Raw genomic sequence first — 25,339 nt, forward strand, 5'->3', positions numbered from 1 at the left:
CGCGAAGCGTCCGGGCCGGCCCCGAGGAGGAGGGGCCGGCCCGGACGTCGTTCACCTATCCGGACGGCTCAGACCAGGTCGAAGCGGTCCAGATCGGCGACCTTGGCCCAGGCGGCGACGAAGTCGCGCACGAACTTCTCCCTGGCGTCGTCGCTCGCGTAGACCTCGGCCAGCGCGCGCAGCTCGGAGTTCGAGCCGAACACCAGGTCGGCGCGGGTGCCGGTCCACTTCGGGGTGCCGTTCACGCTGCCCTCGAAGACGGTCGCGTCCTCGGAGACCGGCTTCCACGTCGTGTCCAGGTCGAGCAGGTTGACGAAGAAGTCGTTGGTGAGCGTGCCGGGCCTGTCGGTGAACACGCCGTGCGCGGACTGGTCGTAGTTCGCGCCGAGCACCCGCAGGCCGCCGACCAGGACCGTGGTCTCGGGGGCGGTCAGGGTGAGCAGGTTCGCCTTGTCGAGCAGCAGGAACTCGGCCGGCAGCCGGTTGCCCTTGCCGACGTAGTTGCGGAAGCCGTCCGCCTTCGGCTCGAGGGCCGCGAAGGACTCGACGTCCGTCTGCTCCTGCGACGCGTCGACGCGGCCGCCGCGGAACGGCACCTCGACCTCGACGCCGGCGTCCTTCGCGGCCTTCTCCACCGCGGCGTTGCCCGCGATGACGATCAGGTCGGCCAGCGAGACCGGCTTGCCGAAGCCCGCCTTGACGCCCTCGAGGGCGCGCAGCACGATCGCCAGGTTGTCCGGGTCGTTGACGGCCCAGCCCTTCTGCGGCTCGAGCCGGACCCGGGCGCCGTTGGCGCCGCCGCGCTTGTCGCTGCCGCGGAAGGTCGAGGCCGAGGCCCAGGCCGCCGAGACCAGCTGGGAGACCGTCAGGCCGGTGGCCAGCACCTGCTCCTTGAGCGCCGCGACGTCGGCCGCGCCGAGCGGCTCGGCGGTGGCGGCGGGCAGCGGGTCCTGCCACAGCAGCACCTCGCTCGGCACCTCCGGGCCGAGGTAGCGCGCGACCGGGCCCATGTCACGGTGCGTCAGCTTGTACCAGGCGCGGGCGAAGGCGTCCGCGAACTCCTCCGGGTTCTCGTAGAACCGGCGCGAGATCGGGCCGTAGATCGGGTCGAAGCGCAGCGAGAGGTCCGTGGTCAGCATGTTCGGCGCGATCTTCTTGGTCGCGTCGTGCGCCGCCGGGACGGTGCCCTCGCCCGCGCCGTCCTTCGGCTTCCACTGCTTGGCGCCGGCGGGCGACTCGGTCAGCTCCCACTCGTACTCGAACAGGATCCGGAAGAAGTTGTTGCTCCACTGGGTCGGCGTGTTGGTCCAGGTGACCTCCAGGCCGGAGCCGATCGCGTCGGCGCCGACACCGGTGCCGAAGGTGCTCTTCCAGCCGAGGCCCTGCTGCTCGATCGGCGCGGCCTCGGGCTCCGGGCCGACGTGGTCGGCCGGTCCCGCGCCGTGCGTCTTGCCGAAGGTGTGGCCGCCGGCGATCAGCGCGACGGTCTCCTCGTCGTTCATCGCCATCCGGCGGAAGGTCTCGCGGATGTCGCGGGCCGCGGCCAGCGGGTCCGGGTTGCCGTTCGGGCCCTCCGGGTTGACGTAGATCAGGCCCATCTGGACCGCGCCCAGCGGGTCCTCGAGGTCGCGATCGCCGGTGTAGCGCTGGTCGTCCAGCCACACCTGCTCCGGGCCCCAGTAGACGTCCTCCTCCGGCTCCCACGTGTCCTCGCGGCCGCCGGCGAAGCCGAAGGTCTTGAAGCCCATGGTCTCCAGGGCGACGTTGCCGGCCAGGACGAACAGGTCGGCCCAGGAGATGGACTGGCCGTACTTCTTCTTCACCGGCCACAGCAGCCGGCGGGCCTTGTCCAGGTTGACGTTGTCCGGCCAGCTGTTCAGCGGCGCGAAGCGCTGCTGGCCGCCGCCGGCGCCGCCGCGGCCGTCGCTGATCCGGTAGGTGCCGGCGCTGTGCCAGGCCATCCGGATCATGAACGGGCCGTAGTTGCCGAAGTCCGCCGGCCACCAGTCCTTGGAGTCGGTGAGCACCGCGGCGATGTCCGCCTTGACGGCCGGCAGGTCCAGCGCGCTGAACGCGGCCGCGTAGTCGAAGTCCGGGCTCAGCGGGTTGGCCTCGGCCGGGTTCTTCGCCAGGATCTTCAGGTTCAGCTGCTCCGGCCACCACTGGCGGTTGCCGCCGCCGCGGACCGGCTCAGGGGCGCGGTTGTGCGCGACCGGGCACTGGCCGGCGCCCTCTGCGTGTGCTTCGTGGTTCTCGGACATGGGTGGAATCCTTCCGGCTGCGGTTGTGCGATGCTCAGGAGCTGCGGGTGGCTTGGCAGTCGGGGCACAGGCCCCAGTAGACGACTTCGGCCTCGTCGATGGCGAAGCCGTGGCTCTCGGAGGCGGTCAGGCAGGGCACGTCGCCGACCGCGCAGTCGACGTCGGCGACCAGGCCGCAGGCGCGGCACACCACGTGGTGGTGGTTGTCCCCGACCCTCCCCTCGAAGCGGGCCGGGCTGCCGGCGGGCTCGATCCGGCGGATCAGACCGGTCGCGGCCAGCGCGTGCAGCGCCTCGTAGACGGCCTGGAGGGATATGTGCCCGACCCGCTCGCGCACTCCGGCGGCGATCGCGTCGACGTCCAGGTGCGCGCCGTCGCGGACGGTCTCGAGCAGCGCGACCCGGGCGGCCGTCACCCGCAGGCCGGCACCGCGCAGCTCCTCGGCGGTGTTCGGAGTCTGGGATGCGGTCATGCGGCCACCCTATCCACGTAAAGGCGAAGAGTTCAAGTAAACGAGAGGTGCAAGTCTTGCGGCGTTCCGGGGAACGCGCGCCCGCCTCGCCACACCCCGACGCTACGGCCCCGAGCTACTTCCCGACACCCTCGAGCGCGCCGAGCACCGCGGCGTCGAGCCGGATGCCGGCCGCCGCGATGTTCTCCGCCAGGTGCGCGGGATCGGTGGTCCCGGCGATCAGCAGCGTGCCCTCGTAATACGCGAGATGCCAGGCGAGTCCCACCTGCGCGGCCGTCACCCCGAGCCGACCGGCCGCCTCGCGCACCGCCGGCAGGTCGACCACCTTCGGGTGGTTCGGGAAGGCCGAGCCCAAGGGGCAGAACGGAACCCACGCCACGCCGTGCGCGCGGCACACGTCGAGCACGTCCTCGAACGTCCGGTCCACCAGGCTGTGCGAGTTCTGCACGCACGCGATGCCCAGCGGCAGCGCCTGCCGCAGCTGCGCGGCGCTGACGTTGCTCAGCCCGATGCCCTCGATCTTGCCCTCGTCGCGCAGTGCGGCGAGTTCGGCCATCTGGCTGTCGAGATCGACGATCTGGCCGCCCTCGGCCAGGATGCCCGGCTGCATGTCCAGCCGCCGCAGGTTCACGACGCCCAGCCGCTCCGCCCCGAGACGCGCGAGATTGGCCTCGACGCTCGCCCGCAGCTGCTCCGGCCGCTGCGCCGCCACCAGCCTGCCGTCCGCGTCCCGCTCCGCCCCGACCTTCGTCGCGATCACCAGATCCGCCGGATACGGATGCAGAGCCTCCCGAATCAGATCGTTCGCGTTCTCCGCCCGCGTCCCGTAGAACTCCGCGGTATCGATGTGGTCGACGCCCAGTTCGAGCGCCGTGCGCAGCAGGGCGACCGCGCTCTCCCTGCTCGGCTTGGGCCGCGCGAAACCCTCCGCCAACTGCATCGCCCCGAACCCGACCCGGGCCACCCGACGCCCGGCCAGCACGCCGGTGTTCCTCTCGCTGTTCCTGCCGCTGGACCCGCCATTGCCGCTGCTCACGTTTCCGCTCCCGTCTGGAGATGGCTATCGTGGTGCGTGAGAGTTAACCGGAGGAGCCTCCGGTAAGGCCAGCGTAGCAGAAACGGAGGTGCCTCCGGTTCATGGCGGACACCCGAACCACCACGAGCGGCGGCGGCAGCGGTGGCAACCGCAGCGGCAGCGGTGGCCGTGGCAACAGCAGCGGCAGTGGCGGCAGTGGCGGCACCGGCGGCGTGCGCGCCGACGCGCAGCGGAACCGGCAGCGGCTGATCGAGGTCGCCCGGCAGGCGTTCAACGCGGGGGAGGGCAAGGTCTCCCTGGAGGCGGTGGCCCGGGAGGCGGGCGTCGGCATCGGCACGCTCTACCGCCACTTCCCGACCCGCGAGGCGCTCGTCGAGGCCGTATACCGTGCCGAGCGCACCCGCCTGTGCGACACGGCGGCCGAACTGCTCGCCGAACTGCCGCCCGACCGCGCGCTGCGCGCCTGGATGGGCCGCTTCGCCGAGTACATCGCGACCAAACGCGGGCTGGGCGACGCCCTGCGCGCGCTGGTCGCATCCGGCACGATCACGAAGTCCGAGGCCCGCGAAGAGCTGTCCGCCGCCGTGCGCCGGATCCTCGACGCGGGCGCGGCGGCCGGAACGCTCAGAGCAGACGTCGAGGCCGAGGACGTCGTCGTCAGCATGGTCGGCATCGTCTCCGTCTGCGCGCTCCCCGAGCAGCAGGATCAGGCGACGCGGCTGTTCGACCTCCTGATGGACGGCCTGCGCACGGCACCTGCCGCGCCGTGACGCGGTGCCGGGCGCCCGAGCTCCGAACAGCGAAACGCCTTTGACAGCCCGAAATCCGCGATCGGAGACTGACCACATGACCGCCGCTCCCCACGACGTCCACGTGCTCGACCGTCCCGTCGCGGCCTCCCTGGACGGCCACCACGCCCCCTTCGCGCGCCGCCACGGCCGGGCCGTGCGCTACCGGACCGACGCCGCCGTCTTCGCAGCCCTCGACGACCCGGCCGACCCCCGCGCCTGGGAGGACGCCGTCCACCTCGTCGAGCCGGACACCCCGTTCGTCGTCCCCGGCGCCACCCGGTGGCCCGACGACTGGCACGCGGTGCGACTGCTCGAAGGCGTGCAAATGGAGGGCAGCGGCGTCGGCCCGAAGCCGGACCCCGAAGCCGTGGTCCTGGGCGCCGACGACGTGCCCGAGATCCTCGACCTGATCGCCCGCACCGACCCCGGCCCCTTCCGCCCCCGCACCATTGAGCTCGGCACGTACCTGGGTATCCGCCGCGACGGCGCCCTGGTGGCGATGGCCGGCGAGCGCCTGCACCCGCCCGGCTGGACCGAGATCAGCGCCGTCTGCACCGACCCCGCCCACCGCGGCCAGGGCCTGGCCGCCCGCCTGCTGCGAGCAGTCGCCGCCGGCATCGTCGCCCGCGGCGAGACCCCGTTCCTCCATGCCGCCGCGACGAACGAGAACGCCCTCCGGCTGTACAAGAACCTGGGCTTCACGCTGCGCCGCCCGATGCCCTTCGCGATGCTCACGTGGGGTGAGGGCTGAGTTGTCCGGTGCCTTTCTTTCGTGATGCTCAGGTGGGTTGAGGGGTGAGCTGTCCGGTGCGCTTCGTGATGCTCACGTGGGGTGAGGGCTGAGTTGTCCGGTGCCCTGTCGCGACGCTCAGGTTGGGTGACGGCTGAGCTGTCCGGTGCCTTTCGCGATGCTCAGGTGGGGTGAGGGGTGAGCTGTCCGGTGCGCTTCGTGATGCTCAGGTGGGGTGAGGGCTGAGCTGGCCCGGTGCCGGCGGGGTTCGGGGTTCGCTGGATGCTGAGTCGCGCGGTGTTCGGGGGCTTGCTTCACCCGCCCGCCACCCCGGTGTGGCGCGCTGCGCCGCGATCGTGTACCTATCTGCCATGCCCATGCACCCCGGCGCTGGATCCGCGTCACCGTCCGCCGCGTCCTCGGCCGCCTCGTCGACCGCGGCGTCCGTCATCCTCGTCGGAGGTGGAAGCGCCCAGCTGAGCGAGCCCGCAGCGGCCCGCGACCTGTATGTCAGCCCGCAGTTCGTACGTCGGCGGGCACGGGCCGAGGCGAGCGGTGTGCCGTGGTTCGTCGTCAGCGGCCGCTGGGGGCTTCTCGCCCCCGGCGATGTCCTGGCGCCCTACTCCTTCTCCCTCGCGGAGCAGTCGGTGAACTACCAGCGAGCCTGGGGCCGCTTCGTGGCCGAGCAGCTCTGCGCGCTCCGCCCGCTCGGCCGCGGCGACGTCGTGGAGATCAGCGCCGGCTCCGCCTACACCGCCGCGCTCACCGCCCCGATCGAGTTCCTCGGCGCCCGGGTACGCAGGGCGACCGTGGGCGCGAGCGATGCGGGCGACGAGCCGCGATAGTCCGAGTTCAACGCGCGGGGACCACGGACCCCGACTCGCTCGTCGGCAGCGGCTCGCTGTACCGGAATGCGTCTGCGGCCAGCGCCGGCTCCGCCTTCGGGAAGATGAAGGTCCGGTAGCAGAAGAACCGGAACGCCATGCCGAAGCCGACCGCGAGGACGAATTCGCTGAAGAAGTTCTGCACCTTGCCCGTCATGTGCAGCACGTAGAAGGTCAGTGCCACGATCCCGGCCTGCATCGCGATCGCGATGCTGTTGATGGCCGCGAACAGCACCATCTCGCGCACGCCGCCGCCCTCGCGTTCCTTGTACGTCCAGAAGCGGCTGCCCAGATACGCCACGCATGTGGCCACGACGTTGCCCACGACGTACGCGGTGAGATGTTCGTCGCGTTCCACCTGCAGGTAGAGGAGGTCGACGAGGACCGTGGTGACGTAGGAGACGCAGCCGACGACGCCGAACTTGGCAACCTCGTGGACCAGGTGCTCAACACGGCTGTACACGTTCCTGACCAGTGCCACTGCGGGTCGCCTGCCTGACGTCTCGGGAGCGGTTGGCATACCGACACTAACGGACCGGCACCCCCCGGCGCCGCGGCCGCGGCCACGTCGTAGCAGAGCTATGACAACGTCACGTGGTCTTTTGAGCAAGGCAAAGTTTCGGCCTGAATCCGGGGCCGGAACCGCGGCCTGAATCTCGGGCTCAGCGCGATCCCGGCCGCGTCGATCAGACCAATGACAGAGTATTGCGTCGCTGCGTCACTCCGTCTCGGCGGGTGCGCCTCACGGAGCGCCGCCGATCCCGGAGCTCTGGAAACTCAGAACTTCTGGCTCGCCACCCAACTCGCCAGTTCCGACTGGGCCGTGGCCAGTTGCGTCGCGGTGGCGGTCGTCGACCCGTTGGTGACGAGCGCGAAATGCACCGTCCCCGATGCCCCGGGGTCGGACAGCAGCAGGCGCTCGGCGCCGCCTCCGCCCGGGAGCGCGGCGACTGCGACTGCGTGGCCCGCGACGTCGTTGCTGGCGGAGTACGTCGGCGGGTCGAGGACGGATCCGAGGTCGGAGACCACGGTCGTGTTCGAGGCCGTGAACGACAGCGGGAGGTTGATCTGCGTCGGCGCGCTGCCGCCGTTCGACTTCCACACCAGCACGCTGTACTGGCCGCTGCCCACGAGCGCGGAGACCGCGGTCATCGACGAGGGCACGGGATTCCAGGTCATCGTCGTCGAGCCGTTGGGGGAGCGGTCTTCGTAGGTGAACGCGAGCGTCGTGCCGGCCACGGCCTCGGGGTAGACGCGGTCGAGCAGCTTCGAGGAGTAGCGCAGGTCGACGGTGCCCGAGCTGTCCATGTCGACGACCGAGTAGTCCTCGCCGTTCCAGGCGTCGCCGCTGGTCTCGACCTTGCTGGAGTTGCCGTTCATCAGCTCGTCGTGCCGGCCGTTGTAGATGTCCCACTGCCACTCCGTGCCCGACAGCACCGAGCCCGAGGACGCCGCGGCGTCGGTCCACCAGTTCGCGCCGTCCACGCCCGAGTCCAGCGCCTGGTACATCGCTTTGAGTACGCTCGGGCTCTTGTCCGACGTGTATCCGGTGACAGGGCTGCCGAACTCGCTGACCATGGCCGCGGTGCCGAGCGCCGAGGCGTTGCCGCGGATGGTGTTGAACTCGGAGATGTACTGGCCGTCCGACGCGTCGCCCAGCAGCAGGATGCCGGAGAGCGCCGCCGCGTCGTAGAAGTGCGCGTTGAAGACGTAGTGCGTGCCGATCGAGCCGATGTTGGTCAGGCCGCCGGCCTGCTGGTAGGCGGAGATGTCCGTGTTCCAGAAGACGTTCGGCTCGATGTAAGCCTCTTTGGCCTGCCAGCCCGCGTCGTCCATCTCAGCGCGGAACTTCTCGTAGAACGGCCACAGGACGCCGCTCTCCCAGCTCGAGCTGGTCTGGCCCGAGTCGTACTTGCCCGCGTACGGCTCGTTGTACGGGTCGACGCCGAGTATGTGGTCGAACTCGGCCGTGCTGAGCGCCGACTTGATGTACGCGAGCGAGGTCTCCGCTGTGGACAGGTATTCGGACTGCACCGAGATCTGGCCCGCGGTGGTCGTCAGGGTCCTGTTGTGCCAGAAGTCGTACATGGCGTCCTCGACCGCCGCGTTCGAGGTGAGGTTCTGGCCCCAGGTCACGCAGATTCCGCAGTTCTCGGTCGGATAGCCACCGTCCGCGATGACCCAGTCCGGAGCGCCGTCGCCGGTGTACCAGCTGCCCGAGTTGAAGATGTAGCGGGAATACAGATCCTGATGGAAATCGACGAAGACGTAGATCCCCTCGTCGAGGAAAGCCTTCATCTGCGCGACGACGTCAGCTAGGTAGGTGTAGTCGATCTGGCCGGGTTCCGGCTCGACGTAGGCCCAGGTGACAAGAAATCGCACGGCGTCGGCGCCGGTCAGCTGGCGCATCGCGGCAGCCGACTTCTCGGCGTCGGCGACGCTCGCGAAGGGCAGTCCCTCGTTCTCCGCCAGCTTCGATTCACCCGAGACGTTGAATCCGCGCAGCACCACCTCGCGGCCGTATCCGTCGACGTATTCGCCGTTCTGCACGGTGAGCACGGAGTCGGCCGCGTCGTCGAACCACTGGGTGCCGATCGCGGCGGCGCGAGCGGGCGCGGGATCAGCGAGGGACGCGCCGAAGAGCAGGCCGGTCGCTCCGGCGAGCAGCAGGGCTGAGAGCGCTCTCAACGGACGCCGGGTCCTCCGGTCCACCATCGCAGACTCCTTCTTCACGGGGCAGCTGTACCGTTCGTACCGCCGGTCCGCAGGGGCGGGCAAGGAACCGGCGGTAAAGGCTGGGTCTGATTCCCGCGCTCGGCAGTCGGCTAGGACGATGACGCGGCCGCGCCGACGGGCCCGTCCTCGGCAACGTCGTGTGGGTCGGGGCGTCGGCGGGCGTCGGCGATCGTCAGGGGTCGTCAGCAGTAGCCCGCGGTTGTCAGGGGCCGTCATAGCGGTCGTTCGCGGTCGCCCGCGAGCCCCTCAGCCGCTGCTGCTGCCCGCGCATGGACCCTGCGCGGCGAGAATGCGGTCGCGCACCCGGCCGAGCCCGCTGGCGACGGCGGCGCGCTCGTCCGGGGTGAGCACGTCTATCAGCAGGTTGCGCACGGCCCGGACGTGGCCGGGCGCCGCCTGCTTGAGCACGTCGTAGCCCGCGTCGGTGAGCACGGCCCAGACCCCGCGCGGCCCGCCGCGGCACTCCCGGCGGCGCACGTACCCGGCCTTCTCCAACTGCGAGATCTGGTACGTCGTGCCGCTCTGCGTGGTGAACAGGGTGTCGGCGAGCTCGGTCATCCGCAGCTCCCGGTCCGGCGCGTCGCTGAGCCGGGAGAGGACCTCGTACTGCACGTGGGTCAGGCCGGCCTCGTCCTTGAGCTGCTGGTCGAGCTTGCGGTCCACCAGGGCCGCGGCGGCGAAGAACGCCAGCCAGGCCTTCATCTCGTCCTCGGACAACCACTCCACCTGCTCAGCCACGACCCTCAGCCTACTTCTCTTCCCCGAAACCTCGGGCGCGGTTCAGCCCGCCACGCGGGAGGGCTCGGTCAGCGCGATGGTGTGGTGCGTGTGCTCGACCTTCGCGCTCAGGTAGCGCAGGTTGTCCGGCGTCGCGTGAACGCCGGTCGGCACCGTCTCGGAGATCTTCACGCCGAGCTCGCGCAGCTGCCGCGCCTTGTCCGGGTTGTTGCTCAGCAGGTCGAGCTCGGTGACGCCGAGCGCCTCCAGCATCTGCGCGGCGGCGGTGTAGTCGCGGCCGTCCTCGGGCAGGCCCAGGGCCAGGTTGGCCTGGTAGGTGTCCAGGCCCGCGTCCTGCAGCGCGTACGCGTCGAGCTTGTTGTACAGGCCGATGCCGCGGCCCTCCTGGCGCAGGTAGAGCAGCACGCCTCCGGCGTTCTCGATCCGCTCGACCGCCTCGCGCAGCTGCGGCCCGCAGTCGCAGCGGGTGGAGCCGAACACGTCGCCGGTCAGGCACTCCGAGTGCATCCGCACCAGCGGCGCCGTCCCCTTCGAACGCTCGCCGAGCAGCAGCGCCAGGTGCTCCGCGCCGTCCACCAGGCCGTGGAACGTGACGGCCTCGGCGGTCACGGAGTAGCCGTCGGGGAAGCGAAGCGGAATGGTGACGCGGGTGCGGATGGTGGCTGCGGGGAGCTCGGTCGCCATGATGTGCTCCTGACGAATGTCGGTCGGCTTCAAATTTGAACTCGGGCTCGAGCGTACGCCTGATTTCAAATTTGAACAACCCATCCGCGGCCCGGGTTCTTCCCTGGCGCCTGATCGAACATGCGTTCTATAGTGGCGGGGTGAGATGGTCCGGCCAGCTGATCGACGCCGAGGACGGCGGCGCCCGCCAGGGCGCGCTGTTCGAGGCCGGCCCGGTGGTACGCACGTTCGACACCCCCGCGTTCCGCGGCTCGACCTTCTACGAGGTGCGCGCGAAGACGGTGCTCAACCGCGTGCCCGGCAGCATGCCGTTCTTCGACTGGACCGTGAACCCGTACCGGGGCTGCGGCCATCGCTGCGTCTACTGCTTCGCGCGTAAGACGCACACGTACCTCGACTTCGACGCCGGCCTGGACTTCGACACGCGCATCGTCGTGAAGGTCAACGCACCCGAGGTACTCCGCCGCGAGCTCGCACGCACGTCCTGGACCCGCGAGCACGTGGCGATGGGCACGAACGTCGACTGCTACCAGCGCGCCGAGGGCCGCTATCGGCTGATGCCCGGCATCATCTCCGCACTGGCCGACTCGGGCACACCGTTCTCGATCCTGACCAAGGGCACGCTGATGCTGCGCGACCTGCCGCTGCTCAAGCGAGCGGCGCGCGACGTGGACGTGGGCCTGAGCATGTCGATCGGCTTCGTCGACGAGAAGCTGTGGCGCGAGGTCGAGCCCGGCACCCCGAGCCCCGCCCGACGCCTCGACGCCGTCCGCACCCTCGCCGACTCCGGCATCGGCTGCTCGGTGCTGATGGCCCCGATCCTCCCTCACCTCGCCGACGACCCTGAGCAGCTGCGCGCCACCGTCGAGGCCATCGCGAAGGCCGGCGCCAGATCCGTCACCCCGCTGATGCTGCACCTGCGCCCCGGCGCCCGCGAGTGGTATGCAGCCTGGCTGAAGGAACACCACCCCGACCTGGTGCCGCGCTACCGGGGCCTCTACCGCCGCGGGTCGTATCTTCCCGCCTGGTACGGCGAGAAGGTCACCAGCCTCGTGCGCGAGTACGCGGCGGAATTCGGCATGAACCAGTCGGCCCGCGGCTCGAACCGCCGCGAGCCGGTGCAGGACGCGGAACGGGAACCGGAGACGCGGTCGCAGCCGAGGCGGGGTGCGGAGTCGAAGCGAGGTGCGGAGTCGGACCGGGCCGCGGAGTCGGACCGGGATACGGAGCCAAAGCGAGCTGGGGAGTCGAAGCGAGCCGCGGGGCCGGATCGGGGTGCGGAGTCGCCCGCGCGTCCGCACCCCACCCAACTGACGCTGTTCGACGTCGACGTCGACGTCGACGTCGACGCTGACGTCGACGACTAGCGTCCGGCGCGGTCCCCTCAGCGCAGTCCCGCGAACAGGTCGTCCTCCGGCGTCGCCGCGCCGGTCTTGTCCTGGACCCGCACGAACGTCTCGTGCCCCATCAGCTGCGTGAACCGCTCCACGCCCATGTTCAGGAAGAAGATGTTCTCGCTCTGGCTGGCGTGCGCCTTCAAGGCCTCGAACTTGCGCGGCCCGAACTCGGTCACGTCCACCCAGGAGGTGATCTCCTCGTCCGGCAGGCCGATCTCCGGCATCTGCGCGGGCGCCCCGTCCTCGCCCTCCTCCGGCAGGTCCCAGTCCCCGCCGAGCTCCCGGACGATCCGCCCGAACTCGGCCATCATCGAGCGCGGGGCCGTCGTCCAGTAGACCTTCGCCGGGATGCCGGTCCGGGCGACCGCCTCCATCGTGATCCGGTGCGCCTGGATGTGGTCCGGGTGCCCGTAGAACCCGTTCTCGTCGTACGTCACGACGACGTCCGGCTGGTACTCGCGCATCAGCTCGGCCAGCCGCTCCGCCGCCTCGGGCACCGGCGTCCTCCAGAACGAGCCGGGCGCGTCGTTCTGGGCCCAGCCCATCATCCCCGAGTCCGCGTAGCCGAGCAGCTCCAGCTCGCCGATCTTCAGCACCCGGCAGGCCTCCTCGAGCTCCTCCCGCCGCAGCGCGGCGACCGCGGCCGGATCGTGCCCGGGCTCGCCCGGTTTCACCCCGCCGGGCCCGTCCCCGCAGCTCCCGTCCGTGCACGTCACCAGCACGGTCCGGATGCCCTCGGCGGCATACCGCGCGAGAATCCCCCCGGTGCCCGTCGCCTCGTCGTCCGGGTGGGCGTGCACCGCCATCAACGTCAGTGGCCGATCAACCATGAGCCGCATCCTACGTGCTGCCACCGACAGCCGCCGCCGACACCCGACGCGACCGGCCGTCTCTCCGCTGGGCAAGATGCGCGCTCGTCTCCCACAACGGCTATCGCGCGAGCGCGACGCGGCCCGCGGACAAGCCGCGGGCCGCGTGTTCGCCAGGATCGGGACAGAATCAGACCGCTGCGGCTTCTTCCGCTGACGCAGCCGATGCGGCCGATGCAGCCGGCCCGGTCGGCTCAGCCGACTCCGCCATTTCCGCCGTCTCCGTCTTCTCCACGGCGTCCGCGAGGACCGTCGCGCCGATCTTCTGGTACCGCGCCGGGCTGACGGCGCGCAGCACCAGGCCGCCGACGATCCCGACGGCGCCGGTGCCGATCACCACGTACGGCGTGATCTGGTACACGGGGCTGGTCGCCGCCGCACCGGCGGCGAAGCTCAGGTGGCTGAACAGCAGGTAGACGACGTAGATCATGCCCAGCGCGCCGACGGCCGGCGCGAGCAGCGTGCGCCACCACGTGCGGGTGGCCAGGACCGGCGAGTCCGGCTCGTGCTTCGTCACATGGAAATACCAGATGACCGAGACCGAGCAGATGGCCTGCACGATCAGGATCGCCATCGTGCCCATGATCGCCAGCAGGCCGAACTGGAAGTAGTAGGCGACGTCCGGCGCTGACTTGGTCGGTGCCTGGAACCAGAAGAAGCCGAGCGTGATCGCGAGGGTCACGAGCGACTGCAGGATCGAGGCGACGTGCGGCGACTTGTGCTTCGGGTGGGTGCGGCCGAGGTGGCGCACGACCGGGTGCAGCTCATCCCGTCCGAAGGCGTAGAGGTAGCGCGAGGCAGAGTTGTGGAAGGCCAGCGCGCAGGCGAACGAGCCGGTCACGGTCAGCACCATGTAAACGTCCTTCGCCCACACGCCGATGAACTTCTGCGTGATGCCGAAGAACAGGTCGAAGGCGTTGCCCGTCGAGCCGTTCGAGATCGCGATCGCCTGCTCCGGGCCGTTGCCGGAGATCGTCATCCACGAGATGAACGTGTAGAACAGGCCGAGCCCGATCACGACGATGAGCGTGGCACGCGGGATGATCTTGGTGGGGTTGCGGGACTCCTCGCCGTAGACCGCGGTGGTCTCGAAGCCGACCCACGACCAGAACGCGAAGAACAAGCCGATCGCCGCGCTGCCGCCGGCGACCGCCGTGAACGCGTTGCCCGGGTTCAGCGACCGGGTCTCGAGGCCGGACGAGCCGCCGCCGTGGAAGAGCACGGACAGGCCCAGCGCCGCCAGGATGAGCACCTCGGCGACCAGGAACACGCCGAGCACCTTGCCGGAGATGGAGATGTCGAAGTAGCCCAGCGCCGCGATCACGACGATGCCGACCAGCGCGTAGAGCACCCAGCTGATCTTCGGGCCGCCGAAGGTCTCGACGTCGGTCTTGAAGAAGGACGCGAAGATGCCGATGAGCGAGCCCTCGAACACCATGTACGCGAGGGTCGCCATCAGGCCCGCGCCGAGCCCGGCCGCGCGGCCGAGACCGCGGGTGATGAAGCCGTAGAACGCGCCGGTCGCCGTCACGTGTCTCGCCATCGCCGAGTAGCCGACGGTGAACACGGCCAGCACGGCGGTGGCGAACAGGAACGCGCCGGGAGTGCCGGCGCCGTTGCCCGAGCCGATCGCGATCGGCAGGTTGCCTGTCATCGCCGTGATGGGCGCGGCTGTCGCCAGCACCATGAAGATGACGCCGATCATGCCGACGGCGTTCTTGCGCAGACTGCCGTGGGTCGCGGCCGGTGCGGCGGACTCCACGCTCGTGTCGAGTGTGCTCACGGATCACGCCTTTCCAACATCCGTCCAGGGGGGTCGGTGCCGATCAGCGTGATGCGTTGATCGACGGGAACCGCGACATGGTTGTTAAATTCAGATCAGGCAAAACTCGCACTCGAGCCGCTGAGGATGGACGACGATGGAGTCGACGACCGAGAAGTACCGTGCCGCGCGTGACCTGCTGCAGGAGTCGTCGCGGGATTACGCGGCGGCGGTGGCGCGGTTCTCCTGGCCGGACTTCGGGGAGCGGTTCAACTGGGCGGTCGACTGGTTCGACGCCGTCGCCCGCGGGGTCGAGCGGACGGCGCTGTGGATCGTCGAGGAGGACGGCAGCGAGGCGCGCTACTCGTTCGACGCCATGGCGCGGCGGTCCGACCAGGTGGCGGCGCAGCTGGCCGCGCACGGGGTGCGGCGCGGCGATCGGGTGCTGCTGATGCTGAACAACCAGGTCGAGCTCTGGGAGTCGATGCTCGCGGTGATGAAGCTCGGCGCGGTCATCCTCCCGACCACGACGGCGTTCGGGCCGGCCGACCTGGCCGACCGGATCGCGCGCGGCGGGGTGAAGCACGTGCTGACGAACGCGGCGGACGCGGGCAAGTTCGCGGGCGTGCCGGGGGAGTACCGGAGGTTCGCGGTCGGCGACGAGGGCGAAATCCCGGAGGGGTGGATCGACTACCGCGGCGCGTACGAGCTCGATGTCCCTCCGGCTGCGCACCCGGGCACGGCGCCCTCCGACCCGCAGCTGCTGTATTTCACCTCGGGCACCACCAACCGGCCGAAGCTGGTCGAGCACACCCAGGTCTCGTATCCCGTCGGGCACCTGGCCACGTCGTTCTGGGTGGCCGCGAAGCCCGGCGACGTGCACCTGAACATCTCCTCGCCGGGCTGGGCGAAGCACGCGTGGAGCTGCTTCTTCGCGCCGTGGATCGCCGAGGCGACGATCTTCATCTACAACTACAAGCGCTTCGACGCCGTCGCGCTGCAGAACCAGATCCGGCGCGCCGGGGTGAACACGTTCTGCGCGCCGCCGACCGTGTGGCGGATGCTGATCAAGGCGGACCTGTCCGGCGGGCCGGGCGCGCTGCGCGAGCTGCTGTCGGCCGGCGAGCCGCTGAACCCCGAGGTGATGGACCAGGTCCGGGAGGCCTGGGGCCTGACGATCCGGGACGGCTACGGGCAGACCGAGCTGCCGCTCGCGGTCGGCAACGTGCCGGGGATGCCGGTCAAGCCGGGCTCGATGGGGCTGCCGCTGCCGGGCGTGCCGATCGTGCTGGTGGACCCGGTCACCGGCAAGCCGGCCGACGAGGGAGAGATCTGCGTCGACCTGGCGAAGCGTCCGATGAGCCTGATGACGGGCTATCAGGGCGATCCGGAGCGCAACGCCGAGGCCATGGCCAACGGCTACTACCACACCGGCGACGTCGCCTCCCGGGACTCCGACGGCTACATCTTCTACATCGGCCGCACCGACGACGTGTTCAAGGCCTCCGATTACAAGATCTCGCCGTTCGAGCTGGAGAGCGTCCTGATCGAGCACCCGGCCGTCGCCGAGGCGGCCGTGGTCCCGGCGGCGGACGAACTGCGGCTGGCGGTGCCCAAGGCGTACGTCGCGCTGGCCGCCGGCTACGAGCCGACCCGTGAGACGGCCTTCGAGATCCTGAAGTACGCGCGGGAGCACCTGGCGCCGTACCAGCGGGTGCGCCGGCTCGAGTTCTTCGAGCTGCCGAAGACGATCTCGGGCAAGATCCGGCGCGTCGACCTGCGCGGACGCGAGGAGCGCGCGCAGCTCGGCGGGGAGGAGCTGACCGAGTGGCGCGAGGAGCAGTTCCCGGAGCTGCGCGGCTGAGGACCCCGCGCCCGCCGCCGCGCCGGCCGCGTCCGCGTCCGCTTTGAGCGATCTTGGCGCCGTTCATCGCTCGGCCGGGTGACAATGCTGCGGTGAGAGCACTGTCACCGGCCGAGGCCGAGAAGCGTCGCGGACTGCGCCGGATGAAGACCGTGGCGACGGCCGCGCTGGCCGTCGCCACCGTGGTGTACGTGGTCGCACGCTGGCAGAACGGGCGCGGCGCGGTCTGGGCCGGGTACGTCGAGGCGGCGGCCGAGGCCGCCATGATCGGCGCGCTCGCGGACTGGTTCGCGGTCACCGCGCTCTTCCGCCGTCCGCTCGGCCTGCCGATCCCGCACACCGCGATCATCCCGCGGCGCAAGGAGGTGCTCGGCCGCTCGCTCGGCGAGTTCGTCGGCGAGAACTTCCTGTCCGAGCCGGTGGTGCGCGGCCGGCTGCGCGCGGTCGGCCTGTCCTCCCGGCTCGGCGCCTGGCTCTCCGTCCCCGAGCACGCCCGCCGCGTGGCCCACGAGACGGGCGGCCTGATCCGCGGCGCGCTCACCGTGCTCAACGACGAAAAGGTGCGCCAGACGCTGACCGACGCGCTCACCCGCCGCCTCGAGGCCGTGCCCGCCGGCCCGCCCGCCGGAAAGCTGCTGGCCCGGTACACCGAGGCGGACGCGCACCAGCCTGTCGTGGACCTGCTCGCGCAGCGCGCCGTGGACTGGCTCGTCGACAACCCGGAGGCGATCGAGTCGGCCGTGGAGAGCGAGGCGCCCGGCTGGACCCCGCGGTTCATCGACGAGCGGCTGGCCCGCCGCGTGCACCGGGAACTGCTGCGGGTCGCCAGGGCAGTGCGCGACGACCCGCACCACGCCGTGCGCCGCGCGATCGACGGCTACCTCGCCAACTTCGCCGAGGATCTGGCGAAGGACCCGCAGGTGATGGCCCGCGCCGACCGCTTCAAGAACGAGCTGCTCACGCACCCGGCGACGCAGGAGGCCGTCGTCTCGGCGTGGGCCGCGCTGCGCAGGATGATCCTCGAGGGCTTCACCGACGAGGACGGCGACCTGCGCGCCCGCCTGGCCGAGGCCGCCCGCTCCTTCGGCGTGCGCCTGACCGAGGACGCGCAGCTGCAGGCGCGCGTCGACGGCTGGGTCGAGGGTGCCGCGGTGTACGTCGTCTCCACGTACCGCAGCGAGATCACGGCCTTGATCACCGACACCGTCAACGCCTGGGACGGCGAGGAGACCTCGCGCAAGATCGAGATCCAGATCGGCCGCGACCTGCAGTTCATCCGCATCAACGGCACCGTCGTCGGCGCGCTCGCCGGCCTGCTGATCTACACGCTGACCAGGCTCTCCGACCTCGGGCACTAGCCGCCTGCCACTCCCGGACGGCCGTGCCCGACAGCCGGAGCGGTCAGCCGGCGAAGCGCTGGTTCCAGAGGGTGAAGCGCTCGACCGGGTCGCCGTCGATGGACCAGGGCCAGGCGGTCACCACGCCGCCGAGCCGCTGGAAGACCGGCGCCGCGTTCTGCGGATAACCCGTGCGCAGCAGCGCGTAAGCCAGCAGGTTGAGATCGGCGATGGCCGCGGCGTGCTTGAAGGCGCCCGGCTGCAGCCACTCGACCCGCGCACGATCGAGCAGGGCGGCGACGGCGGGCTGGCGGAAGGCCTCGTCGGCGGTGATCGCACCGGCGCCGCCCGCGTCGAGCGTGCGGCGGTAGCGGCGCAGCTCCGCCTCCAGCGGAAGGGCGGCCACCGGCGACGCGGGCGGAGCGGCTTCGGTCACCGCGTTGACGAAGTCGCGCACGGCCGTCTGCGAGCCGCACTCGTCGGGGGAGAGGTAGCCGAGCAGTTCGAGATGGCCCGCGCGGCTCCACGGGTCGCGGGCGCGCAGTTCGTTCCAGACCGGCTGCACGTCGGGCCACGGCCGGCGCTGCTGCCGCATGATCGCCAGCGCGGCGATCCACGGCATGCTGTCCGCCTGGTTCAGTGCGGCGGCGGTGTGGCAGTCGTCGAGCGCGGCCGTGAGGTAGGCGGGCGCCCCGCCGCCGACCGCGCCGGCCTCCCGGGCCGAGGCCAGCCGCGCCAGTGCGGAGAGCACCAGCGCGTCCGGCTCGTTCGGCGAGTGCCGGCGCCAGTGGCGGGCGACGTTCTCGGCCTGGCGCGCGATCACCTCGAACCGGAACGCGCGCCGGTCATGGTCCGTGTCACACTCCTGCAGCAGTTCTTCGACCACGGCGATGTAGTGGTCCACCTGGTAGTTTCCGCGCACCGGCACGGAAATGACCTTGCACGTCTTCGCCAGCACCTGATCATCGAGTTCCGGCGAGAGACGCGGAGCCAGGATCTTGCTGCGGCGGCTCAAGATCGCCATCGACACACCTCTCGGCTACGGAGGAGTCGATGTTATCCAGGCCGGAGGGGTCAGAAGGCTACGTGTCGATATCAATCTCAGCCTCCGGTGATACTGCTCAGTAGCATTTCTGCTGCGCCAGCACCGCCCTGATGTGTGACACGTGCTTTAGAGTAAGCGTGTGAACCGATTCACGTATCGGGAGGTGGGGGCGACCCGAGAAGGGGGTGCATTGCCCGAGGGCTACAACCACCTTCGCCGGCGGATGCGTATCGGATCGGGGGCGCGGGCGTTCGAGCTCGCCGGCGCCGCCGTGGTCGAGTGGCGGATGCACTCGGGGATGCATGTACGCCCAAGGGCGGACCGGCCACGGGCAGAGCCGGGGACGCGCGTCACGCTCTTCCTCGGGATCGGGCGGCTGAGTCTCACCGCGCCGTGCGAAGTGGTCTGGACGGTCGATGAGCCGCGCCGCAGAGGGTTCGCCTACGGCACCTTGCCCGGGCATCCGGAGTGCGGCGAGGAGTCGTTCGTCGTGGATTGGGCCGAGGACGATTCAGTCTGGCTGAGCATCACGGCGTTCAGCGTCGGTGGCAGGTGGTTCACGCGGGCGGCAGGTCCGCTCGTCGTGGTTTTTCAGAATGCTTATGCACTCGCCTGCGGTGCGGTTCTGCGTAGGCTCGTAGGCTGATTCGCCTCGCTCGTTCCCGGTCCTGAGCGCCGGCCGGGAGTCCGTCGCGGGAACGGGCCCCCGGCCGAGGTGTGGCTGCGGCTCAGAAGCCTCCCGTCCCGTTCGGGGTGCCGAGGCCGGTGGGGCCGTCGTAGCCGGGTTCGGCGGTGCAGAGGTAGGCGGGGGTGCAGGTGCTCGTCGAGCCCGAGGTGACGTCGTTGAGATCGGCGGTGTGGCTGTACGGGTACGAACCGTATGTGATCGACGACGTGTTGTTCGCCAGGGCGTATACGGATGCGATGATCGGGGACGCGGCGCTGGTGCCGCCTACCTGGACCCAGCCGTCGGCGCCGGTGACCAGGCCTAGCGAGATCAGGAGGTCGCACCACGAGCTGGTGCCGCAGCTGTTGGCCGTGTCGTAGACGGCGACGCCGGTGGCCGGGTCCGCGACCGCGGAGACGTCGGCGACGATCCGGTTCGAGCAGCCTGCGGGGAGGTTGAGGCTCTTCTGCCAGGAGGGCTGCGTCTCGTACGCGGAGCAGCCGGAGCCGGTACCCTCGGTGGACGAGGTCGACCAGACCGACTCGGTCCAGCCGCGGGCGTTGGAGGCCGTGCTCAGGCTGGTGCCGCCGACGGCGGTGACGTAGGGGGACGCCGCGGGCCAGATCACGCCGTAGCCGCTGTCGCCGGAGCTGGCGGTGATGGCGATGCCGGAGTGGTTGAACGCGGCGTCGTCGGTGGTCTCGCTGGACGACTCGGAGCCGCCCCAGCTGTTCGAGATCGCGACGACGCCGCTGGTCGCGGCCGCGGTGTTCTCGGCCGTGTCGAGGTCGGATTCGTTCGCGGAAGCGGCCTCGACCAGCAGGATGTGGCAGCCGGGGCAGATCGCGGAGACCATGTCGAGGTCCAGCGACTCCTCCTCGGACCAGCCGTAGTCGGTGGACGGCAGCGAGGTGGTGGAGCCGGTCTCGCTCTCCTGCTTGAAGCAGCCGGTCGCCGCCGTGCACGCGGGCAGGCCGTAAGCGCTGCGGTAAACGGCCAGGTCAGAGGCGGCGTTGGGATCGTTGTACGCGTCGACGATGGCGACGGTCTCGGTCGAGCTGCCGCTCGCGGTCAGGTTGTACGCGGACCGCAGCTGGGCAGGCGTGTAGCCGGAGCTCGTCGAGGTGCCGGTGGTCTGGTATCCGGCACGGGACGACGCGCCGTGCCGGGTGCCCCTGGCCTTGGCCGTGTAGCCGAGGCAGTGCATCACGCCGGGGGACGTGGCGGCGTTGCAGCCGAAGGGGAGGGGGCCGGTGGCGGAATCCGCGGAGGTCGTGGACGCCGTGGCGGTCGTGGAACTCGCGGCGGCCGCCGGGTTGGACGAGCGCGCCGGCTGCGTCTGCGCGTGCGCCGACGACTGCGCCGATGCCGGCGCCGCGAGGCCGACGCCCAGCCCGAGCAGGGCGAGCGCGAGCGCTGCGACGGTGGCGATCAGGCGGCGGGGAAACGGGATCTGACGGTGGGTGGCTCGGCCGGGCTTCGATATCCGAACTGGTCGACGGTCCGTGGGTCGGGTGGGCTGCAATTCGGTTCTCCGGTTCGGTTCCGTGCGTCCGTACGCGGCGACGGCGCGGACGCGAGTGGTGGTCGTATCCGTGCGTACTCTGATGCGCAGCGTCGAACCGGGCGTATCGGACGTCAAGGCCTCCGGCCGTTCCAGGCCGCTCATCGGTGAAATCACCCGCCGCGTGGCATGACAAGACGCGGACGTGGAGAGATATTTGACACTAAACGGTCCTCATCCGTCGATCTTGGAGAGCCCCATGTCCGCGACTTCCGCACCTCCGGGCGCCGCCACCTCGAGCAAGGGATTGAAGGCGAACGCCCTCGGGCTGGCCTCCAGCATCGTCATCGCCACCGCCTCGGTGGCCCCGGCCTACAGCCTGGCGGCCTCGCTCGGCCTGGTCGTCGCCGGTGTCGGCGCGCAGGCGCCGATCGTGATGCTGCTCGCGTTCGTGCCGATGCTGTTCATCGCGTTCGGCTACCAGGGCCTGAACGAGATCGACCCGGACTGCGGCACGACGTTCACCTGGGGTGCGCGGGTCTTCGGGCCGAAGACCGGCTGGATGGGCGGCTGGGCCATCATCGTGGCCGACGTGATCGTCATGGCGAACCTGGCGCAGATCGCCGGGCAGTACGGATTCCAGCTGGTCGGCGCGTACGGGCTCGCCGCCAGCACCGGCTGGTCCGAGGTGGCGGGCATCGTCTGGATCGCGCTGATGACGCTGATCTGCTACCTCGGCATCGAGGTCTCGGCCCGGATGCAGATCGCACTGCTGTCCATCGAGCTGCTCATGCTGGGCGTCCTGTCGATCACCGCGCTGGCCAAGGTGTACTCGGGGCACGGCATCCACGGCTCGCTGCACGTGTCCGCGTCGTGGTTCAACCCCTTCAACATCGGCTCCTTCTCCGCGCTCACGCTCGGCCTGCTCACGGCCATCTTCATCTACTGGGGCTGGGACACGGCCGTCTCCGTGAACGAGGAGACGCGGGACCGCTCGAAGACTCCGGGCCGCGCCGCCGTCCTGTCCACGGTGCTGCTGCTGGTCACATACGGCCTGGTCACCGTGTCCGCGCAGGCCTTCGCGGGGGTCGGGACGACGGGCGCCGGCCTCGCCAACGCGAACAACTCCGGCGACGTGCTCTCCGGCCTCGGCGGCGAGGTCTTCGGCACGGTCGGCTTCGGCTGGTTCCTCAGCAAGCTGCTCGTGCTGATGGTGCTGACCTCGGCGTCCGCGTCGACCCAGACCACGATCATGCCCACCGCGCGCACGGCGCTGTCCATGGCCGACCACCGCGGCATCCCGTCCGCCTTCGCCAGGATCCACCCGCGCTTCCGCACGCCCACGTGGTCCACGGTCGGCATGGGCCTGGCGTCCATCGCCTTCTACGCGCTGCTGTCGAAGATCAGTACGAACGTGCTGTCCGACTCGATCTCCTCGCTCGGGCTGGCCATCGCCTTCTACTACGGCCTGACCGGCTTCGCCTGCGCCTGGCACTTCGCGCCGCAGGCCTTCCGGTCCACGCAGCGCACGCTCTGGCTGCGCTTCGTGCTGCCGCTGCTCGGCGCGCTGATCCTCTTCACGTTCTTCGTCTACGGCGCGTACCAGTTCTGGAACCCGGCCTACGGCTACACGCAGTGGCACATGCCGTTCCCGCCGCACTGGATCATCGGCGGCGTGTTCCTCACCGGAGTCGGCGCGCTGGTCCTCGGCATCCCCTTGATGTACATCTACCGGGCCCTGCGTCCCGCCTTCTTCCGCGGCGAGGTGATCCGGCGCGGCACCTGGCCCGAGTCGGCGGAGCCCGCCGACCAGCGGGAATGATCAGCCCGCACTAAGGCTCCCTTAAAGCTGGCTCCTTGACAGTGACACTGGTCTAGTCCATTCTCGCCCTGAAGGATCCTTCGTTTCGGGCGGCGTCGAGCCGTGCGCCTCCTCCCGCGCACGGCCTTCGCCGCATCCCACCCATCCCGAAGGAGCAGATGGAGTGCGCAAGAACAGTGGTATACGCACACGTGTGCCAAGGGCCGGACTGGCGGCCGCGGCCGCGGTGAGCCTGGTGGCCGGCGGCGTGCTGGTGGCGACCGTGGCGACCGGTTCCGCGCAGGCGGCCACCACCGCGCTCGGCAGCAACTGGTACGCGTCGGCCCCCTACGACATGCCGCTGGACAACAACCCGCCGGACCTGACCCAGGTCATGTCGGCGACCGGCGAGAAGGCCTTCGTGCTGGCCTTCGTGCTGGCCGAGAACGGCAGCGCCTGCGCCCCGGCGTGGGACGGCGGCTCCTCAACCGTCTCCTCCGGCGACTCGGTCGGCACCCAGATCAACGCCCTGCGGGCCGCGGGCGGCGACGTCGCGGTCTCCTTCGGCGGCTACAACGGCACCAAGCTCGGCCAGGTCTGCGGCACCGCCGCGGCGACCGCCGCCGCCGAGCAGCAGGTCATCACCGCCTACGGCCTGCACGCCATCGACCTGGACCTGGAGGAGCCTGAGTACGAGAACACCTCCGCGATCGCCAACGAACTCGGCGCCGCCCAGATCCTGCAGGCGAACAACCCGGGCCTGTACATCTCGGTGACCATCCCGGGCACGTCGGCGGGCACCGGCTGGTTCGGCACCCAGCTGCTGGACGAGGCCAAGACCCTCGGCTTCACCCCGAACGCCTTCACCATCATGCCGTTCGACGGCGGCTTCAGCGGCGCCTCCTCGCAGATCTCCGCGCTCCAGGCGTTCAACAGCATCCTGACGTCGACGTTCGGCTGGAGCTCGGCCACCGCGTACGCGCACGAGGGCATCTCCTCGATGAACGGGCGCACGGACTCGGCGGAGTACTTCTACCAGTCCGACTTCCAGACCGTGCTGACCTGGGCTGAAGGAGTCGGCCTCGGCCGCTACTCGTTCTGGTCGGTCAACCGCGACCGCGAGTGCAGCCCGCCGGACAACAACGGCACGCTCTCCGGCAGCTGCTCCAGCGTCACGCAGAACAGCTGGGACTTCACCAAGTACGACGCCGAGTTCGCCGGGGCCACCCCGCCGGTGACCACCTCGGCCTCGGCCAGTGCAAGCGCCTCGGCCTCCGCCACGGCGACGGCTACGGCTACGGCTTCCGCCACGGCGACCGGCACGGGCACCGGCGGCGGCGGCTCGTGCGCGACGGCCTGGAGCGCCTCCACGTCCTACTCCTCGGGCAACGAGGTGTCGTACAACGGCCACAACTGGACGGCGAACCAGTGGAACTACAACGAGGTCCCGGGCGGCGCGTCCGGCGCCTGGAACGACGACGGCGCCTGCTGACAGAACCCGTCGGCAGAATCTAGCCTCCGTGGCCCGGCCCCGCTCCCGCCAGAGCGGTCGCCGGGCCACGGTCCTGTTTCACGACACTGCGTCAGCGCCATAAGGACTCGTACGCAGCCGCCCGGTCGGCGGCCGTCGCGGCGCAAGTCCACGTACATTGCGACACCGAAGCTCTGATCGCCAGGGATCAGGCCACCGGGGATCAGTTCACCGGGGCCTTGACCAGTTCGACGGCGCGGATGCGGTCCGGGCGGTCGGGGGAGGCGGGGGCGAGCATGAGCTCGTCGGCGCCGGTCTTCTCGGCGAGCTGCTCCAGGAAGGCCTGCGCCTGGTCGGGAGTGCCGACCGCCGTGTAGCGCATCATGTCCTTGACATGCTCCCCGGAGGGGGTGCCGAGCACGACGTCGATCTCGGCGTCGGTGAGGTCGGCCGCGGGCTTGAGGAAGCGGCGGGCGCGCCAGCGCAGCGAGGCCTGGTGCTGGGCGCGGGCGGCGTCCTCGTCGTCGGCGGCGATCAGGTTTGCGGCGACGATGAGGTACGGCTCCGGGTTGAGCTCGGACGGCCGGTACTCGGAGCGGTAGGTCTGGACGGCCGCGAACAGGGCGGCGGGCGCGAAGTGCGAGGCGAAGGCGTAGGGGAGGCTGAGCGCCGCGGCGAGCTGGGCGCCGAACAGGGACGAGCCGAGGATGTAGAGCGGCACGTTCGAGCCGTCGCCCGGCGTCGCGCGCACGCCCGGGATGCGGGTGTCACCGGTGAGGTAGCCCTGCAGTTCGAGGACGTCCTGCGGGAACGTGTCGGCCGAGGACGGGGTGCGGCGCAGCGCGCGCATCGTCGCCTGGTCGGAGCCGGGTGCGCGGCCGAGGCCGAGGTCGATGCGGTCCGGGTGCAGCGCGGCGAGGGTGCCGAACTGCTCGGCGATGACCAGCGGCGAGTGGTTCGGCAGCATCACGCCGCCGGCGCCGAGCCGGATCCGCTCCGTGTTCGCGGCCACGTGCGCGATCACGACGCTGGTCGCGGCCGAGGCGATCGCCGGCATGTTGTGGTGCTCGGCGTACCAGACGCGGTGGAAGCCGGATGCCTCAGCGGCGCGGGCGAGCGGAACGGCGCCGTGCAGCGCGTCGGACGGGTGCTCGCCGGGACCGACGGCGGCGACATCGAGCAGGGAGTACTTCACGTACTCGGCCAACAGCGGAAGATCAGGGCGTATTCCGCGGGAGCGGAGCAGGAGGTGGACGGGGATGGAATGGGGGACCGGGACGGGATCAGGAG

Annotated in this window: 20 protein-coding genes and 1 pseudogene; 9 read left to right on the forward strand and 12 right to left on the reverse strand. The window is 70.5% G+C overall.

From position 1 onward, the window contains the following. Positions 1–68: 68 nt before the first annotated feature. From katG to KDK95_RS22780, 3 genes are all read right to left on the reverse strand, one after another. Positions 69–2,261 (reverse strand): catalase/peroxidase HPI, encoded by a 2,193-nt coding sequence (gene katG / locus KDK95_RS22770; protein WP_212520288.1) that lies wholly within the window; start codon positions 2,259–2,261, stop codon positions 69–71. A 34-nt stretch (positions 2,262–2,295) separates the two neighbouring features. Then, entirely contained in the window at positions 2,296–2,733 is a 438-nt protein-coding gene (locus KDK95_RS22775; RefSeq protein WP_212520289.1) for a Fur family transcriptional regulator, read from the reverse strand. A gap of 115 nt (positions 2,734–2,848) precedes the next feature. Then, a complete protein-coding gene (locus KDK95_RS22780; RefSeq protein WP_307844574.1) occupies positions 2,849–3,769 on the reverse strand; it encodes an aldo/keto reductase in 921 nt (306 codons plus the stop codon). Positions 3,770–3,870: 101 nt separating this feature from the next. On the opposite strand from KDK95_RS22780, the gene KDK95_RS22785 reads away from it, so the two are divergent. The 3 genes from KDK95_RS22785 (at position 3,871) to KDK95_RS22795 (ending at position 6,135) form a co-directional block, all read left to right on the forward strand. Continuing rightward, on the forward strand, positions 3,871–4,539 hold the full coding sequence (locus KDK95_RS22785; protein ID WP_212520290.1) for a TetR/AcrR family transcriptional regulator: 669 nt from the start codon (positions 3,871–3,873) through the stop codon (positions 4,537–4,539). A gap of 76 nt (positions 4,540–4,615) precedes the next feature. After that, positions 4,616–5,311, forward strand: coding sequence for a GNAT family N-acetyltransferase (locus KDK95_RS22790; protein ID WP_212520291.1), 696 nt, complete (start codon positions 4,616–4,618; stop codon positions 5,309–5,311). A gap of 350 nt (positions 5,312–5,661) precedes the next feature. Further along, on the forward strand, positions 5,662–6,135 hold the full coding sequence (locus KDK95_RS22795) for a DUF6884 domain-containing protein (RefSeq protein ID WP_212520292.1): 474 nt from the start codon (positions 5,662–5,664) through the stop codon (positions 6,133–6,135). A gap of 7 nt (positions 6,136–6,142) precedes the next feature. Here KDK95_RS22795 and KDK95_RS22800 read toward each other — a convergent pair whose 3' ends face one another. From KDK95_RS22800 to KDK95_RS22815, 4 genes are all read right to left on the reverse strand, one after another. Further along, positions 6,143–6,655, reverse strand: a complete 513-nt coding sequence (locus KDK95_RS22800) for a GtrA family protein (RefSeq protein ID WP_212520293.1) — start codon at positions 6,653–6,655, stop codon at positions 6,143–6,145. Positions 6,656–6,951: 296 nt separating this feature from the next. Beyond that, positions 6,952–8,889 carry a cellulase family glycosylhydrolase gene (locus KDK95_RS22805; protein ID WP_212520294.1) on the reverse strand — a complete coding sequence of 646 codons (1,938 nt, stop codon included), beginning with the start codon at positions 8,887–8,889 and terminating at the stop codon, positions 6,952–6,954. 267 nt (positions 8,890–9,156) lie between these two features. Continuing rightward, positions 9,157–9,612, reverse strand: a complete 456-nt coding sequence (locus KDK95_RS22810) for a MarR family winged helix-turn-helix transcriptional regulator (protein WP_249161730.1) — start codon at positions 9,610–9,612, stop codon at positions 9,157–9,159. A gap of 78 nt (positions 9,613–9,690) precedes the next feature. After that, complete coding sequence (locus tag KDK95_RS22815) at positions 9,691–10,332, reverse strand: GTP cyclohydrolase II (protein WP_212520296.1); 642 nt, start codon at positions 10,330–10,332, stop codon at positions 9,691–9,693. 140 nt (positions 10,333–10,472) lie between these two features. Between KDK95_RS22815 and KDK95_RS22820 the strand changes: the two are divergent. Continuing rightward, positions 10,473–11,477 (forward strand): annotated as a pseudogene (locus KDK95_RS22820) (Rv2578c family radical SAM protein); the annotation flags it as partial. A 239-nt stretch (positions 11,478–11,716) separates the two neighbouring features. Here KDK95_RS22820 and KDK95_RS22825 read toward each other — a convergent pair. Beyond that, positions 11,717–12,559 carry a PIG-L family deacetylase gene (locus KDK95_RS22825; RefSeq protein ID WP_212520297.1) on the reverse strand — a complete coding sequence of 281 codons (843 nt, stop codon included), beginning with the start codon at positions 12,557–12,559 and terminating at the stop codon, positions 11,717–11,719. Between the two features lie 169 nt (positions 12,560–12,728). Further along, the gene (locus KDK95_RS22830; RefSeq protein ID WP_212520298.1) at positions 12,729–14,381 is read right to left on the reverse strand and encodes an APC family permease; all 1,653 of its coding nucleotides are present in this window, start codon (positions 14,379–14,381) and stop codon (positions 12,729–12,731) included. Positions 14,382–14,517: 136 nt separating this feature from the next. Here KDK95_RS22830 and KDK95_RS22835 point away from each other — a divergent pair, with 136 nt between their 5' ends. Together KDK95_RS22835 and KDK95_RS22840 are read left to right on the forward strand one after the other, a co-directional pair. Further along, a complete protein-coding gene (locus KDK95_RS22835) occupies positions 14,518–16,224 on the forward strand; it encodes an AMP-binding protein (protein WP_212520299.1) in 1,707 nt (568 codons plus the stop codon). Between the two features lie 92 nt (positions 16,225–16,316). Then, positions 16,317–17,582: a DUF445 domain-containing protein gene (locus KDK95_RS22840; protein ID WP_307844576.1), complete on the forward strand. Its 1,266-nt coding sequence runs from the start codon at positions 16,317–16,319 to the stop codon at positions 17,580–17,582. A gap of 43 nt (positions 17,583–17,625) precedes the next feature. On the opposite strand, the gene KDK95_RS22845 is transcribed toward KDK95_RS22840, so the two are convergent. After that, a complete protein-coding gene (locus KDK95_RS22845) occupies positions 17,626–18,585 on the reverse strand; it encodes a hypothetical protein (protein WP_212520300.1) in 960 nt (319 codons plus the stop codon). A 160-nt stretch (positions 18,586–18,745) separates the two neighbouring features. Between KDK95_RS22845 and KDK95_RS22850 the strand changes: the two genes are divergently transcribed. Continuing rightward, the gene (locus tag KDK95_RS22850) at positions 18,746–19,252 is read left to right on the forward strand and encodes a DUF1990 domain-containing protein (RefSeq protein WP_212520301.1); all 507 of its coding nucleotides are present in this window, start codon (positions 18,746–18,748) and stop codon (positions 19,250–19,252) included. An 82-nt stretch (positions 19,253–19,334) separates the two neighbouring features. Here the strand turns inward: KDK95_RS22850 and KDK95_RS22855 are convergent, their stop codons facing one another. After that, entirely contained in the window at positions 19,335–20,798 is a 1,464-nt protein-coding gene (locus KDK95_RS22855; protein WP_212520302.1) for a S53 family peptidase, read from the reverse strand. Between the two features lie 238 nt (positions 20,799–21,036). Between KDK95_RS22855 and KDK95_RS22860 the strand changes: the two genes are divergently transcribed. Then, positions 21,037–22,599: an APC family permease gene (locus KDK95_RS22860; protein WP_212520303.1), complete on the forward strand. Its 1,563-nt coding sequence runs from the start codon at positions 21,037–21,039 to the stop codon at positions 22,597–22,599. 193 nt (positions 22,600–22,792) lie between these two features. Continuing rightward, positions 22,793–24,070, forward strand: a complete 1,278-nt coding sequence (locus KDK95_RS22865) for a carbohydrate-binding protein (protein ID WP_307844577.1) — start codon at positions 22,793–22,795, stop codon at positions 24,068–24,070. Between the two features lie 202 nt (positions 24,071–24,272). On the opposite strand, the gene KDK95_RS22870 is transcribed toward KDK95_RS22865, so the two are convergent. Beyond that, positions 24,273–25,256 carry an LLM class flavin-dependent oxidoreductase gene (locus KDK95_RS22870; protein ID WP_372463372.1) on the reverse strand — a complete coding sequence of 328 codons (984 nt, stop codon included), beginning with the start codon at positions 25,254–25,256 and terminating at the stop codon, positions 24,273–24,275. Positions 25,257–25,339: the final 83 nt, after the last annotated feature.

Origin of the sequence: Actinospica acidithermotolerans, assembly GCF_018139625.1 — a bacterium.
In the GTDB taxonomy this organism is placed as follows: domain Bacteria; phylum Actinomycetota; class Actinomycetes; order Streptomycetales; family Catenulisporaceae; genus Actinospica; species Actinospica acidithermotolerans.

Coding starts and splice junctions, on each gene's coding strand:
- katG (WP_212520288.1), bottom strand. CDS start 2,261: ATGTCCGAGAACCACGAAGCACACGCAGAGGGCGCCGGCCAGTGCCCG.
- KDK95_RS22775 (WP_212520289.1), bottom strand. CDS start 2,733: ATGACCGCATCCCAGACTCCGAACACCGCCGAGGAGCTGCGCGGTGCC.
- KDK95_RS22785 (WP_212520290.1), top strand. CDS start 3,871: ATGGCGGACACCCGAACCACCACGAGCGGCGGCGGCAGCGGTGGCAAC.
- KDK95_RS22790 (WP_212520291.1), top strand. CDS start 4,616: ATGACCGCCGCTCCCCACGACGTCCACGTGCTCGACCGTCCCGTCGCG.
- KDK95_RS22795 (WP_212520292.1), top strand. CDS start 5,662: ATGCCCATGCACCCCGGCGCTGGATCCGCGTCACCGTCCGCCGCGTCC.
- KDK95_RS22805 (WP_212520294.1), bottom strand. CDS start 8,889: ATGGTGGACCGGAGGACCCGGCGTCCGTTGAGAGCGCTCTCAGCCCTG.
- KDK95_RS22810 (WP_249161730.1), bottom strand. CDS start 9,612: ATGAAGGCCTGGCTGGCGTTCTTCGCCGCCGCGGCCCTGGTGGACCGC.
- KDK95_RS22815 (WP_212520296.1), bottom strand. CDS start 10,332: ATGGCGACCGAGCTCCCCGCAGCCACCATCCGCACCCGCGTCACCATT.
- KDK95_RS22825 (WP_212520297.1), bottom strand. CDS start 12,559: ATGGTTGATCGGCCACTGACGTTGATGGCGGTGCACGCCCACCCGGAC.
- KDK95_RS22835 (WP_212520299.1), top strand. CDS start 14,518: ATGGAGTCGACGACCGAGAAGTACCGTGCCGCGCGTGACCTGCTGCAG.
- KDK95_RS22845 (WP_212520300.1), bottom strand. CDS start 18,585: ATGGCGATCTTGAGCCGCCGCAGCAAGATCCTGGCTCCGCGTCTCTCG.
- KDK95_RS22860 (WP_212520303.1), top strand. CDS start 21,037: ATGTCCGCGACTTCCGCACCTCCGGGCGCCGCCACCTCGAGCAAGGGA.